Annotated in this window: 15 protein-coding genes and 2 pseudogenes; 16 read left to right on the forward strand and 1 reads right to left on the reverse strand. The window is 57.5% G+C overall.

The genetic code is table 11. The annotated features are described in order from the left end of the window. The 16 genes and pseudogenes from BLU15_RS36005 to BLU15_RS36070 all read left to right on the forward strand — a co-directional run bounded on the left by BLU15_RS36005 (window position 1) and on the right by BLU15_RS36070 (window position 15,952). Window positions 1-1,014, forward strand: a complete 1,014-nt coding sequence (locus BLU15_RS36005) for a Gfo/Idh/MocA family protein (RefSeq protein ID WP_090301997.1) — start codon at window positions 1-3, stop codon at window positions 1,012-1,014. Window positions 1,015-1,066: 52 nt separating this feature from the next. Beyond that, the gene (locus BLU15_RS36010) at window positions 1,067-2,356 is read left to right on the forward strand and encodes an ABC transporter substrate-binding protein (protein WP_090301999.1); all 1,290 of its coding nucleotides are present in this window, start codon (window positions 1,067-1,069) and stop codon (window positions 2,354-2,356) included. A 57-nt stretch (window positions 2,357-2,413) separates the two neighbouring features. Further along, entirely contained in the window at window positions 2,414-3,286 is an 873-nt protein-coding gene (locus BLU15_RS36015) for a carbohydrate ABC transporter permease (protein ID WP_090302001.1), read from the forward strand. After that, window positions 3,286-4,095: a carbohydrate ABC transporter permease gene (locus tag BLU15_RS36020; RefSeq protein ID WP_090302003.1), complete on the forward strand. Its 810-nt coding sequence runs from the start codon at window positions 3,286-3,288 to the stop codon at window positions 4,093-4,095. The genes BLU15_RS36015 and BLU15_RS36020 overlap by 1 nt, the downstream gene beginning before the upstream one ends. Next, window positions 4,092-5,192: an ABC transporter ATP-binding protein gene (locus tag BLU15_RS36025; protein ID WP_090302005.1), complete on the forward strand. Its 1,101-nt coding sequence runs from the start codon at window positions 4,092-4,094 to the stop codon at window positions 5,190-5,192. The genes BLU15_RS36020 and BLU15_RS36025 overlap by 4 nt, the downstream gene beginning before the upstream one ends. Before the next feature lie 11 nt (window positions 5,193-5,203). Then, window positions 5,204-5,959, forward strand: a complete 756-nt coding sequence (gene nagB, locus BLU15_RS36030; RefSeq protein ID WP_090302007.1) for a glucosamine-6-phosphate deaminase — start codon at window positions 5,204-5,206, stop codon at window positions 5,957-5,959. Further along, window positions 5,956-7,500 (forward strand): putative N-acetylmannosamine-6-phosphate 2-epimerase, encoded by a 1,545-nt coding sequence (locus tag BLU15_RS36035; protein WP_371590401.1) that lies wholly within the window; start codon window positions 5,956-5,958, stop codon window positions 7,498-7,500. The genes nagB and BLU15_RS36035 overlap by 4 nt, the downstream gene beginning before the upstream one ends. 24 nt (window positions 7,501-7,524) lie before the next feature. Next, on the forward strand, window positions 7,525-8,859 hold the full coding sequence (locus BLU15_RS36040; RefSeq protein WP_090302009.1) for an extracellular solute-binding protein: 1,335 nt from the start codon (window positions 7,525-7,527) through the stop codon (window positions 8,857-8,859). A 55-nt stretch (window positions 8,860-8,914) separates the two neighbouring features. Next, window positions 8,915-9,799, forward strand: coding sequence for a carbohydrate ABC transporter permease (locus BLU15_RS36045; RefSeq protein WP_090302011.1), 885 nt, complete (start codon window positions 8,915-8,917; stop codon window positions 9,797-9,799). A gap of 41 nt (window positions 9,800-9,840) precedes the next feature. Then, the gene (locus BLU15_RS36050; protein ID WP_090302021.1) at window positions 9,841-10,614 is read left to right on the forward strand and encodes a carbohydrate ABC transporter permease; all 774 of its coding nucleotides are present in this window, start codon (window positions 9,841-9,843) and stop codon (window positions 10,612-10,614) included. Window positions 10,615-10,640: 26 nt separating this feature from the next. Continuing rightward, on the forward strand, window positions 10,641-11,642 hold the full coding sequence (locus BLU15_RS36055) for an ABC transporter ATP-binding protein (protein ID WP_090302013.1): 1,002 nt from the start codon (window positions 10,641-10,643) through the stop codon (window positions 11,640-11,642). A gap of 264 nt (window positions 11,643-11,906) precedes the next feature. Then, window positions 11,907-12,038: pseudogene (locus BLU15_RS36060) on the forward strand (IS6 family transposase); the annotation flags it as partial. Between the two features lie 305 nt (window positions 12,039-12,343). After that, entirely contained in the window at window positions 12,344-13,234 is an 891-nt protein-coding gene (locus BLU15_RS40740) for a transposase (RefSeq protein WP_256386723.1), read from the forward strand. Further along, a pseudogene (locus tag BLU15_RS40745) lies at window positions 13,161-13,469 on the forward strand (Tn3 family transposase). Before BLU15_RS40740 ends, BLU15_RS40745 begins: the two are co-directional and overlap by 74 nt. A gap of 31 nt (window positions 13,470-13,500) precedes the next feature. Then, entirely contained in the window at window positions 13,501-13,791 is a 291-nt protein-coding gene (locus BLU15_RS40750; protein WP_371590408.1) for a Tn3 family transposase, read from the forward strand. Between the two features lie 202 nt (window positions 13,792-13,993). Continuing rightward, window positions 13,994-15,952, forward strand: coding sequence for a HAMP domain-containing methyl-accepting chemotaxis protein (locus BLU15_RS36070; protein WP_090302015.1), 1,959 nt, complete (start codon window positions 13,994-13,996; stop codon window positions 15,950-15,952). 84 nt (window positions 15,953-16,036) lie between these two features. Here BLU15_RS36070 and BLU15_RS36075 read toward each other — a convergent pair. Continuing rightward, window positions 16,037-16,270 (reverse strand): IS30 family transposase (locus BLU15_RS36075; protein WP_143034336.1); only part of this gene is annotated, 234 nt, incomplete at its 5' end.

Here is a 16,270-nt window from a genome sequence, read left to right on the forward strand (position 1 = left end):
ATGAGAAGGAAATTCCGCATTGCAGTGATTGGCGCCGGGTTCATGGGTTCCATGCATGCACAAATCTTCGCGAACGAGCCCCGCGCCGAGCTGATTGCCGTCGTCGACCAGAACATCGACCGCGCTAAGGCAGTTGCTAAAGAACTTGGAAGCAACGTCAAGGCCTATGCTTCCCACGAGGAACTTCTTGCCGCTGAAGAACTCGATCTCGTCAGCATCTGCACGCCCGACCACCTACATCTGGAGCCCGCGCTTGCTATTGCGGCGAAAGGCATCAACCTGTTTGTCGAAAAGCCGATCGCTTCGACAATCGAGGATGCGCAGAAGATCGTCGATGCCTGCAAGGTAGCAAATGTTAAGCTCGGCATTGGCTATCTGCTGCGTTTCGACCCGCGTTATTACAAGGCGCGCGAATTGATCACGTCGGGTCAGATCGGGGCCCCAATCCATATTTACGCTCGGCGCAATAGCGCCCGCACAGAAGGCCCGAAGCGCTACGCAGGAACGCTGCCGCTTGCGCTCCATGTGACGGTGCATGACGTCGATATGGTGCTTTGGATGCTCGAAGGGCAAACGCCGGTCAGCGTCTATGCCCAGCAGACCGACATCCTGCTTGGCTCAATTGGGACGCAGGACACGATCGCCGGCATCGTGCGCTTCTCAGGCGGAACTGTTGTCAACTTCGAGAGCGCTTGGTCGCTGCCTGCCGGCGCCCGTCACATGATTGACGCTCGAATGGAGCTGATCGGTACGGAAGGTTCCTTCGAGGTTCAGTGCGGCGACAGCGGACTTTATTTTGCAGACAATCAGACCTCACGTGAGATCGACACCCAGCATTGGCCAATCATCGAAGGCCGCGTCGGTGGTGATCTGAAGCTACAGCTGGGCAGTGTTCTGGAATGGCTCGATGGCGGACCCTCACAGGTGGCAAGCGGCGAAGAAGCAATCCGGTCGCTGGAATTGACCCGCGCCCTCATTCGCTCGGCGGAGAGCGGGGAGGTGGTGAAGCTCTAAAGCAGCCCGATTTTGCCTTCGACACTCCAGTGAAAATAATAAGGGGAATGACATGAAAAGAAGACAACTGCTTGTACTCACAATGGCTCTTACGGCCGCGGCGGCGATGCAGGCGTTTGCGCAGGATGACAAACCATACTCAGGAACGCAGCTCGCCGTCCTGATGGAAGGTCATCCAACGACCGACGGCATCCAGGCGCTCCTGCCTGAATTCACCAAGGAAACGGGCATCGAGGTCAATCTTGAAGTCGTGCCGGAGTCCGATATCACCGCAAAGATGCTTCTCGAATTCTCGTCGGGCTCGGGTCGTTACGATCTGGTCCAGAACAACATCATCTATATTCCGGGCTTCGTAAAAGCGGGGTACATCGACCCTCTCGAGGATTTTGCGAAGAAGCTTCCTAAGTATCTGGATAAGGCCGACTTCGTCCCCGGCTACCTCAACACTAACGTCGTCGACGGCAAGCTCTACGGCCTTCCGGTCTACGGCGAAAGCACCTTCCTGATGTACCGGAAGGATCTCTTCGAGCAGTACGGCATTCAACCGCCAAAGACGTTCGACGACGTCACCGCCGCTGCCAAGACGCTCAAGGAAAAGTCGGACGGCAAGATCGTCGGCATCACCATGCGTGGTGCGCAAGGGATCCAGAACGTCTACGTTTGGGCGGGCTGGCTCTGGGGCTACGGCGGCGAATTCATCGGTAGCGACGGCAAGTCGGCTCTTGGCTCTGATGAGGCCTCGAAGTCGCTGGATGCTTTCGCGAACGTTCTCAAGAACTACGGCCCGGTCGGCGTCGCAAACTTCGGCTGGGAAGAAAACCGCGTCCTTTTCCAGCAGGGCAAGGCCGGCATGACAATGGACGCGACCGTCAACGGCGCGTTCAACGAAGATCCGTCGGTTTCGTCGGTCGTTGGAAAGGTCGGATATGTTCCGGTTCCGGCGCAAAGCGACAAGCTGAAGGGCGGATCGTCGTCCCTGGCGGTCCACAGCCTTTACGTGACGTCTGCGTCCAAGCAAAAGGAAGCAGCGTTCCTGTTCGCGTCCTGGGCGACCGCCAAGGAGCAGCAGATCAAATCCTTCGGCATTGCCCCGAACTCGGGTGTGACCTCGCAGGCAGCGCTGAATTCCCCCGAATTCAACAAACGCTACGGTGCGTTCAAGGATGCAATGCTGGGCTCGATCGCCAAGGGCAATCCGCAGTACCTGCCGACGGTTCAGGCTGCAAACGAGATCATCAACAACGCCGGTATCGCTGTCTCGAAGGCACTCGCAGGCACGGAATCCGCCAAGGATGCTCTTGCTGAAGCCAACAAGGCGAACGACCCGGCCCTCGCGCGCTAAATGAAAACCATCCCGCCACGTCCGATACCCGGGCGTGGTGGCCAACGGGGGATCGTCATGTCCAGAGACGCAACCAAATTATTCTACCAGCCAGTGATTGCCTTCTTTGGCGCAGTCTCCGTCGTGATCATGATCTACGTCCTCTGGCTTACTTTGCATAATATCAGCCTGCTCCGCCCAGGTGCGGAGCAGTTTATCGGCCTTGAAAACTACCTTCGCCTTCTGCTCGACACACGGGGGCTCAATGCTCTGTGGCGGACGGTCTTGTTCACGACGCTGGCTACGATGGTCGAGCTCGTCCTCGGCCTCGCAATCGCCCTGCTGCTCGATCGGGAGTTTCATGGCAAGAAGATCGCCCGTGCGATCATGTTGGCCCCGATCGTCATGACACCAATCGTCGTTGGCCTGACATGGCGATTTATGTTCGACCCCTCCAGCGGGATGGCGAACTACCTTCTGTCGTTGATCAATCTTGGGCCCGTCGACTGGCTTGGCAACCCTTCTGTCGCAATCTTCTCGGTGATGATCGCAGACGTCTGGCAATGGACCCCGTTCGTGGTTCTCTTGACCATGGCCTCGCTGGAATCCTTGCCGGGAGATCCTCAAAATGCCGCCCGCGTCGATGGGGCTCGGGAGTGGCAGGTCCTTTGGCACATAACACTTCCGGCGCTCAAGCGGGCTTTGATGGTCGTCGCTCTGATCCGTGCAATCGACAGCGTCAAGACTTTCGACATTTTCTATATCATGACCCGCGGTGGGCCGGCGCTTTCGACAGAAACGCTCAATCTCTACGGCTACATCTCGGCTTTCACCAATTTCGACATTTCCTATGCGCTCACCATTGCAATGGTGCTGACCATTTTCACCAATGTCGCTTTGCTTCTGCTGTATAACCTGGCCTTCAAGGCACGGGCGAGGGGAGCCGTCTGATGCGCAAGCTTTTCTTCTATCTTGCTGTCGTTGTTCTTCTAATCGTCGTTCTGTTCCCACTCTATTGGGTGGTCGTCACGTCGATGAAATCCGCCAAGGACGCCTTTGCAATCCCGCCGGTCTGGCTCTTCGATCCGACCTGGGAAAACTATCAACGGATTCTGAACAATGGCCCATTCATCCGCGCCTTCCTTAACAGCGTTCTGATCTCATTCACGGCAAGCTTCATCTCTGTCGCGATCGGCGCTCTGGTGGCATACGGCCTAGTCGCGCAGGAAGAGCCTGTTCGCCGTAAGAATGAAAAGTTTGTACTGAGCCTGCGTATCGCACCGCCGTTGATCTTCATCATTCCGACCTACTTTCTGGCCGCGCAGTTGAAACTGCTCAATAACCATTGGGTCATCATTGCGGTTTACGCCTTTGTCAACGTGCCCTTTGCAATTTCGCTTCTCATAACGTTCTTCGAAGATATCCCGAGAGAATTGCGAGATGCCGCAAAAGTCGACGGCGCACGGGAGCTCACCATCTTCCGGGAAGTATTCCTCCCGGTCGCAAAGGGCGGCATCGTCGCAACCCTAATCCTGTGTGTGCTGTTCACCTGGAATGAATTCTTCATCGCCCTCGTCCTCACGGGACGAGATACCCAAACCCTACCCGTCAGCATCACATCGTTCCTGACATTTCAGGGCGTGCAATGGGGACCGCTGACCGCAGCTGCGACACTCGTGATGCTGCCGATGCTCGTGCTTGGCATGCTGGTTCAAGGACAGGTCGTTCGCGGCATGTCCCTCGGAAGTATCAAAGGATGATCGGCAAGACCATGGCCAATAATCAGTCACTGTCCCTACGAAAAATCACAAAGTCCTACGGACCGATATCGGTTCTCAAGGGCATCGATGTCGAAGTAACGGAAGGCGAGTTCATCGTTCTTCTTGGTCCCTCCGGCTGTGGCAAATCCACGTTGCTTCATGCGATCGCCGGCCTTCATCCGATCGACTCCGGCGACATCGTTATCCAGGGGCGCACGGTCACCGACGTTCCTACACGCGAACGCGATGTCGCGATGGTGTTTCAGTCTTACGCGCTTTATCCCAATATGACCGTCGCGCAGAACATCGCGTTCCCTCTGCGAATGCGCAAGCTGAGCCGCGAAGAGATCGTCAGCAAGGTTGCCGAAGTCGCGCGCCTGCTGCAGATCGAACCGTTGCTTGAGCGCAAGCCGCGGGAGCTCTCTGGCGGCCAGCGGCAACGCGTCGCGATTGGCCGTGCGCTCGTTCGCGATCCGAAAGTTTTCCTTTTCGATGAGCCGTTGTCGAACCTTGATGCGACGTTGCGCGTCGAAACGCGTGCCGAGATCAAGCGTCTGCACGAGCGCATCGGGAAGACGATGGTTTACGTGACCCACGACCAGATCGAAGCGATGACGCTCGCGACGCGTATTGTCGTCATGAACAAGGGTGACATCCAGCAAATCGGGACGCCGTATGAAATCTACCACAAGCCGGCAAATACTTTTGTCGCCCGGTTCGTAGGTTCTCCAGCAATGCAGTTCATCCAGGGCCGTCTGATCAAACAGGGTGATGGTCTCCGCTTTACCGATGGAAAAGACTGGACGCTCGCGCTGCCGTTTCCGGATATCGCTGTGGATGCAACGAAGGAAGTCATTCTCGGCGTGAGGCCGGAGCACATCAAATTGGTTTCGAATGACCAGGAGGGCCACGAGGCACTCGTCGATCTCGTCGAGTCAACCGGACCAGAAGACAACGTCACGCTTTCGGTCAACGGCCAAAAGGCTACCGCTCGCCTTGAGACCGGCAGCACGAAAGCCGGACAGACAGTAAAAGTGCAAATTGCCACTGACAAGGTTTCGCTCTTCGATGCGACGAGCGGAAAACGCCTGAACTAGACGGAACGAACATGAAAATCATCGTAAAGGACTCGGCTGCGGATGCCTCTGCAGCCGTTGCGGATATGCTTTTGCAACAGATCGGCAAAAAGCAGGACAGTGTGCTGGGCCTTCCAACCGGCGGGACCCCACTCGGCGTCTATGCGCGTCTTCGAGAAGCGTATCGAAATGGCCAGGGCTCCTACAAGTTTTTGACGACGTTCAACCTTGACGAATACATTGGATTGTCGTCGAACGATCCGGAGTCATATGCTGCCTACATGCTCGAAAACCTCTTCGGGCACGTCAACATCGATATCAGCCGCACCCATGTTCCGAGGGGATCGGCGCTTGATGCAGAGACTGAAGCGGCTCGCTACGAGAGTTTGATCGCCGCTTACGGCGGCATCGATCTTATGTTGTTGGGGCTCGGGCGAAACGCCCATATTGGCTTCAACGAGCCAGGTTCACCGCATAACTCGCGCACCCGGCGCGTTGCCCTCACCCAATCGACGTTGGACGCAAACGCAGCCTACTTCCCCGCAGGAGCCGTCCAGCCTTCACACGCAATCACGATGGGGATCGGGACGATCCTGGAATGCCGAAAGATCGTCGTGCTGGCGACGGGCCAAGGCAAAGCTGACGCGGTTGCGGCGAGCGTCAAAGGACCGCCCTCGGAAGATGTTCCTGGATCCGCTCTTATTCGGCATGCCGATATCACGATCGTCCTCGATCGGGCAGCCGCGGCAAATCTTGACTATGCACAAACACGGGAGTTGGAAGCTTGAAACGCGACGACAATGAAAAGAGCGTCTCCGCGCTGAAGACGACGCTGAAGAACGCCTTGATCGTCTCATGCCAGCCGGTACCCGGCGGCGCGATGGATGATAGCCCCTATGTGGTCGGCTTCGCGCTCGCGGCACTCTCCGCAGGCGCAGTCGGCGTGCGCGTTGAATCTGCGCGCTACGTTGCGGCAGTCCGCGCCGCGACAGACGCTCCTATCATCGGCCTCATCAAACGCGATCTCGACGACAGCCCCGTGCGTATTACCCCTTTTCTCGACGACGTCACCGCACTGGCTGAGGCAGGCGCCGACATCATTGCCTTTGATGCTACCGATCGTGTCCGTCCGTTGACTGTGGAAGCGCTTGCAAAAGCCGTTCGAGATGCGGGCAAACTCTCGATGGCCGATTGCAGCTGCGTCGAGGACGCCCGCCATGCTTTGGCGACAGGCGTCGATTTCGTTGGCACGACAATGTCTGGCTACACTGGTGGCCCTGAGCCCGTCGATCCCGATATCGATCTTGTCACTTCACTCCGAGAGCTCACACCCGACGTTATTGCGGAAGGGCGCATACGAACGATCGAGCAGGCGCAGGCCGCGGCCAGGGCCGGCGCCTCCTGCGTTGTCGTCGGTTCCGCAATCACCCGTACGGAACACGTCACCGCATGGTTCCGTGACGCGCTCGCCGAGGTCTACGCACCGGCCCCCACGGTTCTCGCTGTAGATCTCGGTGGCACCAAGACGATGGCAGCCCTTGTTCAGGCTGGTGAGGTTATCGACTCAGTCGTTTTCCCAACCGATCGCAACAATTCCTGCGAGGGTTGGCTCGCATCTATCGTCGAGGCGGCGGAGCCGTGGAAGGGCCGATACAACGCAGTCGGAATTGCGGTCACCGGAGCCGTGCGCGACGGCTATTGGCGAGCCATGAACAAAGCCACGCTCGGAATTCAAGGAGAGTTTCCTCTTGAGGCTCGCGCTGTCGACTTGCTGGGATTTCCTGTTGTTGTCGCCAATGACGCCCAGGCTGCCGCCTGGGGCGAATTCAAGGCCACGGACGATCGCTCGGATCTCGTCTTTATGACCGTCTCTACCGGTCTCGGCGGTGGCATTGTCTCCGACGGGCGTTTGCTTCGCGGCATCTCGGGTCACTTCGGCCAGATGCGTGGTCAGACAATCGAAAATCTTCCGATTGAAAGCAGGATCTGCGGACCCTGGATCGCGGCGGAGGCGAAGCGTCTTGGTCACGAGTGCGAGCCCAAGGACGTGTTTTCTGCAGCAGATGGAGGACAAGAGTGGGCGGTATCGATCATCGAAGCCGTTGCCTGCCGCTTCGCGCGTCTCTGCTGCGACATTCAATTGGCGATCGATCCTGCACGGATCGTCATTGGCGGAGGCGTCGGCCTCGCCACGGGATTCCTGGACAGGGTGAGAGCGGAAATCTCGGCACTCTCCCCGTCTGCGACACCCGAGTTGTGGGCGGCGACCCTGGGGCCAAAGGCAGGGATCATCGGTATCGCAGATTTGGCACTGTCCGATAGAAAATGAAACAGACTCCGGAAGGGAACCTACATGACAAAATTGCGTAGCCTGTTGGCCGCTAGCGTGGCGGCCGTGATCTCGTGCGCGGCTCTGCCGACCATCGCTTCTGCCGAAGTTAACGTGCTGGGCTGGCCAGGCGGATCGGAAGAAACCGCTCTGCGTTCCGCTGTGGAAGCTTACAACGCGCTGCCGGGCACAGCTGCGGACGACAAAGTCAGCCTCCTCTTCTTCAATCGAGATGGCTTCTATGACAAACTTCAAGCCGACATGGCCGCCGGTTCGGACGCGTTCGATATAAACGTGATCGCGACCTATTCGATCGGACGTTACGCACCTTACATGGAACCGGTCGATCTCGGCGCAGATGCTGAAAAGGTCTTCGGCAAAACGATTCTTGAAACGATGCAGTATGACGGCAAGCAGTATGGCGTGCCAACCGACCTGTCTCTCCATTTCATGTACTACCGCAAGGACCTCATCGACGCATTGATGACGGACGATGCAGCCAAGGCAACGTACGAGCAGATCGCCCAAAAGTATCTTGGCAAGTCTCTCGAACCCAAGGATCCGGATAAGTGGTCTTGGGAAGATTGGGCAGCTACGGCGCTGTATTTCACGAAGTCCGTCAATCCTGATAGTCCGGTGAAGTACGGCACTGTTTTGCAGATGAAAAATCTGCTGTTCAACATGATGGTGTTCCAGTCGCTTCCGCGAGCCTACGGCGGCAATTGGACAGACGAGTCGGGTCAAGTTGTCGTGGTCGACTCTCCAGCTTATCGTAAGGGTCTCGAGCTCTACAAAAAACTCTACGATGCCGGTGCGACACCGAAGGATTCCCTGAGCTACGAATACCCCGAAACGAACGCTGCCTGGGTCTCCGGCCAAGTCGCCACGGCACTTCAGTGGAACGCCGCGGCAAGCGAGCTCATGAGCCCCGAAAAGGATCCTGCGGTCGCAGCGGACACGGCGGTTGTCGCTCCGCCGAGCGGCCCCGACGGTCGGAAGGATCACATCCACGGTCTCGGGCTTGGACTTAACAAGAACTCCAAGCACAAGGAAGGTGCTGTGAAGTTCCTGAAGTGGCTCGCTTCGGAAGACGCCGCTCTCACCTACGCGAAGGCCGGCGGTTCGCCGGGACTCTCGCCTGAGGTGGTCCAGAAGATTGCCGCCGATCGACCTGATCTAGTCAAGCTCGGTCAGTTTGCTGGCAGCTACGGCTACGTCATGCGCGGCGCCACTTCCGCCAATGCGCTTTCAGTTTACGAAGCGCAGGCCAAGGAGTTTACCGCCTATTGGGCCGGCCAGAAAAGCCTCGATGATGCTTTGGCAGCCACCAAGAAGGCCATGACAGACCTTCTCAAGTGATGTTCTGGCCCAGGCGCTGACGCGCCTGGGCATCCTTTCCAAGGAATATGCTCTGATGCGATCAACACCTCAACAGCGCGAAGGCCGGCTCCTTCTGGTTCCCCTTGTCGCTTTCCTGCTCCTATTTCTGAGCTTCCCGGCGCTTGTCGATATTGTCTACGCACTTTCGAACGTGACGTTTCAGACGATGCGTTCACCCGAGCTTGTGGGGCTCCGGAATTTCCAGACGGTCATTGCCGATCCCGAATTCTGGTCTGCTTGTTGGTTTTCGTTGCGCTTCGGAGTTCTTACGGCACTCCTTGAGTGTGCGCTCGGTCTGGCACTTGCAATATTTCTCTCGCCAGTGACGAGCCGCCATGGTTGGACCATCGCGATCCTGATGTTGCCGATGATGGTAGCGCCGTCGATGGTCGGCCTGATGTATCGCCTCGTCTTGCACGAGTTTGCCGGCCCGGTTCCGTACTATCTGAACCTCTGGTTTGGAAACAGCCCGGCATTGCTGGACGCTAATCATGCTTTCTGGACCCTGACGGTCGTGGAAGTCTTGCAATGGACGCCCTTTGCATTCCTGCTGTTCCATGTTGCCTATATCTCGATTTCCCCTGAGATCAGGGAAGCTGCCGCCATGGACAAGGCGGGTCCATGGCATATTCTGTGGCGGATCGAGCTGCCTATGATGAAACCCACGATCGCCGTCGCTCTCGGCATCCGTTTCATCGATGGCTTTCGCGTATTTGACAACGTGTTCACGCTGACTGGCGCTGGAGCGGGCGGATCGACGACTTCCCTTTCGATCTACATTTACCAATCCTTCTTCAAGGGCGGACAAATCGGGCAGGCGGTCGCCGCCTCGGCCCTGCTTTTCTTCGCATCCCTATTGGCCCTCTACGGAGGTGCCATGCTTAAATACTACGTGAATCGGGGGAGGGCCGGAGCTTGAAAATCGTGCGCTGGATTGTCTTCGTCATTGCAGCCTTCGCAATGAACTTCCCGGTCATCGTGACTCTCATCACGTCCTTCAAAGGGGGAAAAGAGATCGCTATGAATCCTGGTCTCATTCTGCAGGCGCCGACGTTGTCTAACTACGCCAAAGTGCTAACCGACACGAGCCGGTTCAATATCTACGCGTACCTCTTCAACAGTGCCGCTGCGGCGTTTACTGGCGCCTTTCTGGCTCTCCTGCTCACTTTGCCAGCAGCCTACGCGATCGTCCGGACGGGCGTCGGCCGAAGACATCTACTGCCCGCGGTCGCCAATCTGCGCGCTCTGCCGCTCGTCGTATTCGCGATCCCGCTTTACATGATGTTCCAATTCGTAGGCCTTCTCGACACCCGAATTGGTTTGGGGCTGATACTCACCATCGTCAACTTGCCGCTTAGCCTTATGATGATGGTCAACGCGATCACAGATATCCCGCGTGAGATCGACGAGGCCGCCCGAATGGACAGGGCAGGGGCATTCGTCATTCTGCGAAGGATTGTCCGGCCAGTCATTCGACCGGCTCTGGTCACGGCTCTGATCTTCGGGTTCATCACCGCCTGGAATGAGTATCTGTTCGGCCTGATGCTGACGACTCGAGAGGCCGTACCGATCACAGTCGGGGCGTCGTTCTTCTTCTCCGCAAGCGGCGGAGGTGTGCAGTGGGGCGTTGCCTCAGCGGTGATGATCCTCGGTGCATTGCCACCCGCTGTGCTTGGAAGCCTCATCTATAGACAACTTACCGGATCCATGACCGCGGGCGCCGTCAAGGGCTGACCGCTGCAAACCGAACTGGAGTAACAATGGCTCACATCAAACTTGAAGGTACGAGCAAGGTCTTTGGCGACGTTGCTGTCATTCCTCCCCTCGACCTCGAAATCGGCAAAGGCGAGTTTGTCGTCTTCGTCGGGCCTTCCGGAAGCGGAAAGTCGACGCTGCTCAGGATTATCGCTGGCCTGGAGCAGGTAAGCGGCGGTCGCATCACGATCGAAGGCAAGGACGTAACGACAACACCGTGTGGTGAACGAGGTCTCGCTATGGTGTTCCAGTCGTATGCCCTCTATCCGCATATGACAGTCAAGCAAAACATCGCTTTCCCGTTGGAAATGGCGGGCGAGAGCAAGGCTTCGATTGATCGGCGCATCGAGGAGACGGCTCGTGTCCTCGATCTCACTCGCTATCTGGAACGCCGGCCAGCCCAGCTTTCCGGGGGGCAAAGGCAGCGCGTTGCAATCGGGCGCGCCATCGTCCGAAATCCTACCGCCTTCCTTTTCGATGAACCGCTTTCCAATCTCGATGCAGCTCTAAGAGGAAGCATGCGCCTTGAGATCATGAAGCTGCACCAGCAACTCGGGGTCACGATGATCTATGTCACGCATGACCAGGTTGAAGCGATGACGATGGCGGATCGGATCGTCGTACTCAATCATGGGAAGATCGAACAGGTTGGAACGCCGCAAGTGCTCTACGAGCGGCCCGAAAATCGCTTCGTTGCCGAATTCATCGGTGCGCCCCGAATGAACCATATCGAAGGTGCCGCTGCCACCGCGTTCGGTGCAAAGAGCATCGGCGTGCGGCCCGAGCATATCCGCATCGTCGGGGATGGCGGACAATGGCCGGCGACAGTCGAACTGATCGAGAACCTGGGAGCAGAGTCGCATGTTCATGCGCGATCCGAGACAGCTGGCGCACTCGTCGTCCGTATGCCCGGCGCGCCGGGAGTAAAAGTCGGGGATAAGATATTCCTCGCTCCTCTCGAGGGGAACATACATCGCTTCGATGGCGATGGTCGAGTTTTCCGCTAACCAATTTTTGACATCTAGTGCCGCGAGCGGCGTTCCGCTGCGGCACCAGTTTTCTGAGGCGAAGTGTGCCGCCTCCGTAACACGCTCTCAGCCGCAGGAGGTAGGATGCTACCGCCATTAGAAAGATCCTGGTTGAAATGGCTTTCCGAAGGCCGAAGCGTTGCTGAGATAGCGATACTGCAAGGCAAAACAGTGAAGTTAGAGCTGGCTCGGGGGTGGCGTCGCCTTAACGGATTCTGCTGATCGAGGTGATATTGGAGCAGCATGATCGAAGAGCCGCATGCCCGTTACCATCGTCACCGTTTTCCAGCCGAGATCATTGCCCATGCGGTGTGGCTTTATTACCGATTTCCGCTGAGCCTTCGCGATGTCGAAGACCTGCTTGCGGAACGCGGGTGTCAATCGGCGTCCAAAAATTTGCATGCCGAAACACAGGCGACCGGCAGGGGCCGCGCCGAGATCGAGGCCAGCGAGCAGCCCCGCCGTATAGGCGATCTTTCGATTGTGCTTTCTGAGTTCGGCAAAATACGTGTCGTCGTGCGGTTCCGCGAGGGTGCCGACACGCTCGACGGCAGCATCGAGCGTCTGCCTGTCGATCAAGTCGAAGATGGCAGTGCGGACAGCGTTATCCGGCGTTTCCAGGTCGAGGATGACGATCGCCGCATCCCGCAGCTTCAGCGCTGCAGCATCGAGGTCGCGCAGTGACCGTAACCGTTACCGCAATCCCGATGATGATCTGCCGAAGGATTTTGCGGTTCGGCGTTCCTCATATTTACTCCAAGCTGAACCTGACGCAGGACGCCCGCGAATTTGTGGCAATGGTTCGTCAGGAATTGGAACACGAGTTGCTGCTCCTGAACGAAACAATCCCGCGAAACGAGAAGGTGAGAATCCTCAGGCGCGGCGAAAACCGGATTTCGCTCACGCCGTTCAAGCCAGCGCCGGAACCGAAGGGGCTGACGGCCATCAAATCGGAGATTGGCCAACGCTCGCCGATGACGGGCCTCCCCGATGTCCTGAAGGAAGCAGCCCTCGACACCGGGCTTCTCGATGCGTTCGAGACCTCGGCCTACCGCGTCGCGCTGTCCAAGGCTGTTTTGGATCAGCCACTGCTTCTTTGCCTCTATGGCCTCGGCACCAATGCCGGGCTGAAGCGGGTGGCTGGTGCCACCACCGATGCCAGCTATGAGGAGCTTTTGCATGTGCATCGCAGCTTCGTCCACGCGGGCGCTCTACGGGAAGCCTGCGCTCGGGTCGCCAATGCCACGCTTGCAATTCGCAATGCAGTGGTCTTGGGTGACGCCGGAACGGCCTGCGCATCGGACTCCACGAAGTTCGGTGCCTGGGATCGCAACCTGATGACCGAGTGGCACGCCCGCTATGGCGGGCGCGGCGTTTTGATTTACTGGCATGTCGAAAAACGTGCCACCTGTGTCTATTCCCAGCTCAAACGGTGTTCGTCATCGGAGGTCGCATCGATGATCGAAGGCGTTCTTCGGCATTGCACCGATCTGGGAAATCCAACGGCAATATGTCGACAGCCACGGGCAGAGCGCGGTCGGTTTCGCCTTTTGCCGGTTGCTCGGCTTTGAACTTGCCCCACGCCTGAAGGCGATTGCCCGGCAGAAGCTGGCGTTACCCGATGCGAGCTTCCGGACAAGATTGCCGAACCTGCTTCCAATCCTCTCCAACCCGATCAACTGGTAGGAGATCGAGCAGCAATATGACGAAATGGTCAAATATGCCGCTGCCATGCAAACGCGTACGGCCGATCCGGAAGCGATCCTGCGCCGCTTCGCACGGGCGGAAGTGATGCATCCGACCTAGAAACCCATGAAGGGCTCAACGTCGTTGAAAACTGGAACAGCGCCAACGGCTTCGTCTTCTTCGGCAAGGGCGGCGAAATGGCGAGCAACCGCATGATGAGCAGGAGGTTTCGGCACTGGCGCTACACCTCCTTCAGGCCTCGCTCGTCTATGTGAACACGCGCATGCTGCAAACCGTGCTTGCCGAACCAGCCTGGCACGGTCGTTTAGCACCGCAAGACTATCGCGGCCTCACACCGCTGATCTACGCTCACGTCAATCCCTACGGCCGATTTGACCTTGACTTGGACAGCCGGATAGATGTCGGCAAAATCGCCGCATGAGTAGCGGCGCAAAATGCCCGTTGCAAAACTCAGGCGCAAAATTCCAGCTTCTGTTGGAAGTTTCGCGACGGCTTTTTCATGCCTGCTAAATAAGAGGCAGCTATTGAGCGAAATTTAACCTTAATGTCTTATTTCTAGGGGTAACTGCACTCTCCGCAAATGGCGAGCATTCGTACACTCGTTTCATAGGAAAACTCCGCAGATGACAAAGGTTAAACTACTTGGAATCGCCGGGCGACTCGTTGCAGGATTCGGCGTTCTCCTCTTTTTGATGATCGGGCTGACGCTCTATTCCACACAGCAGGTTTCAGAGATCAACTACAATCTTGGCGTGATCAATGACGTAAACAGCGTAAAACAACGTTATGCGATCAACTATCGCGGGAGTGTCCATGATCGAGCTATCGCCATCCGGGATGTGACCATTGTTTCGTCTCCCGAAGAGAGGAAAACTGCTGTCGATCTTATTGCAAAGCTCGCTTCGGCCTACGCGGAGAACGAACAGAAGATGGCGGCCATGGTCTCTTCGCCTGACGGTGCCACGCCCCAGGAGCGGGAGATTCTGGATGAGATCGCAGTGATCCAGGCCAAGACCAACCCTCTCGTCGCAGAAATCATCTCGCTCCAGGAGCAAGGAGCTTCCGAAAGAGCCAGCACGATTCTGCTTGAGCAAGCGCGTCCGGCATTCGTATCCTGGCTGGGGGCGATCAACAAATTCATCGATTACCAGGAGGCCCTAAACAAAGAGATTGGCACCGAAGTACGCGGAACAGCCAGCGGGTTCAATTCGTTGGCCTTGACGGCCTTGGGTATCGCAATCCTACTTGCTCTTGTTGTAGCTGCATTTACCGCACGCTCCGTCGTTGCCCCGATGGGTAAACTCCAGAACTCGCTGAAGTCAATGGCTCAAGGCAACTTGGAGGGCGATCGCGATCTGGAAAAGCGCCGAGACGAAATCGGCATGTTGGCACGCGCGGTTTCCACTTTGCGAGATGTGATCTCCGCCAAAACGCAGGCGGATGCTGACAAGGAAGCGACGAGGTCTCTGGAGGAGCGCAAGCGATTGGAATCGGAAGCCTCGGAACGAAGCAAGCTGGCCGAGCAGACCGATACTGCCGTCAGGCAACTTGCGGATGCTCTTCAGGGGCTGGCAAACGGTGACCTGACCAGACACATCGCCACGCCTTTTATCCCCTCTCTCGACCAGTTGCGCACGGACTTTAATCAGGCCGTGGAGACACTGCGCAACGCTATGCAGAAAGTCGCTGAAAACGCGAGGGCTATCGCATCGGGAGCACAGGAAATGCGCTCCGCATCGGATGACTTGGCCAAGCGCACTGAGAACCAGGCGGCATCCGTCGAAGAAACGGCAGCGGCATTGGAGCAAATTACAACAACTGTCTTTGACTCCAGCAGCAGGGCACAAGAAGCTGGAAAACTTGTTCGGCAGACGAAGGAAAACGCTGAGCATTCCGGCCGCGTGGTGCGGAATGCTGTTGATGCCATGGGTAAAATCGAGACCTCGGCTACCGAGATCGGCAACATCATCGGCGTCATCGACGAGATCGCCTTCCAGACGAACCTTCTTGCGCTCAACGCCGGCGTCGAGGCGGCCCGCGCAGGTGACGCCGGCAAGGGCTTCGCCGTTGTGGCTCAGGAAGTGCGTGAGCTGGCACAGCGCTCGGCCAAGGCTGCAAAAGAGATCAAGGACCTGATCAACACATCAAACGATCACGTAAAAAGTGGCGTGTCTCTCGTCGGTGAGACCGGCACGGCCCTGCAGGAAATCGTTGTCCAGGTTCAGCAGGTCGATGGAAACGTAAGCGCAATTGTGGAGGCCTCGAAGGAGCAGGCCACCGGCCTTAAGGAGATCAATGCATCTGTCAACACCATGGACCAGAGCACACAACAAAATGCCGCCATGGTTGAGCAATCCACAGCAGCGGCCCATAGTCTTGCTTCCGAGGCCGAAGCACTCTTCCAGTTGCTCGCCCAATTCAACATAGGGACGCAACCGGCAACTCGCAGCACCACACATCCGCAGGTCGCTGCCCCGACATCTCGTCCTGCCCCATCGCCGGCGCGCCAGCTGTCGGCCAAGCTGTTCGCCTCATTCCAAGGGAACGCTGCTCTTTCATCGGATAGCTGGGAAGAATTCTGACGTGCGCAGGCGAAGCCTTGGATGGACCACCCAAGGCTGGGGAATCTAATCCAAGCGCAACATTGCCGTGTGAAGGGTAGGGCATCACGCGTTTTCGCGCAAATGCGCCATGAAGACCTCGGCGGGCGTGCGGTAACCCAGGCACTTGCGTGGCAGCGCGTTCAGATGATGGACGAGAGCGACGAGTTGTTCCTGGCTGACAGCGGATAGATCGGTATCGCTGGGCATGAACCGGCGGATGCGCTTGTTGGTGTTTTCCACCGCACCCTTCTGCCACGGTGCACTGGGGTCACAAAACCAGCTCCGCGCGCCGATGCC

Source organism: Ensifer sp. YR511 (genome assembly GCF_900103045.1).
In the GTDB taxonomy this organism is placed as follows: Bacteria; Pseudomonadota; Alphaproteobacteria; order Rhizobiales; family Rhizobiaceae; genus Ensifer; species Ensifer adhaerens.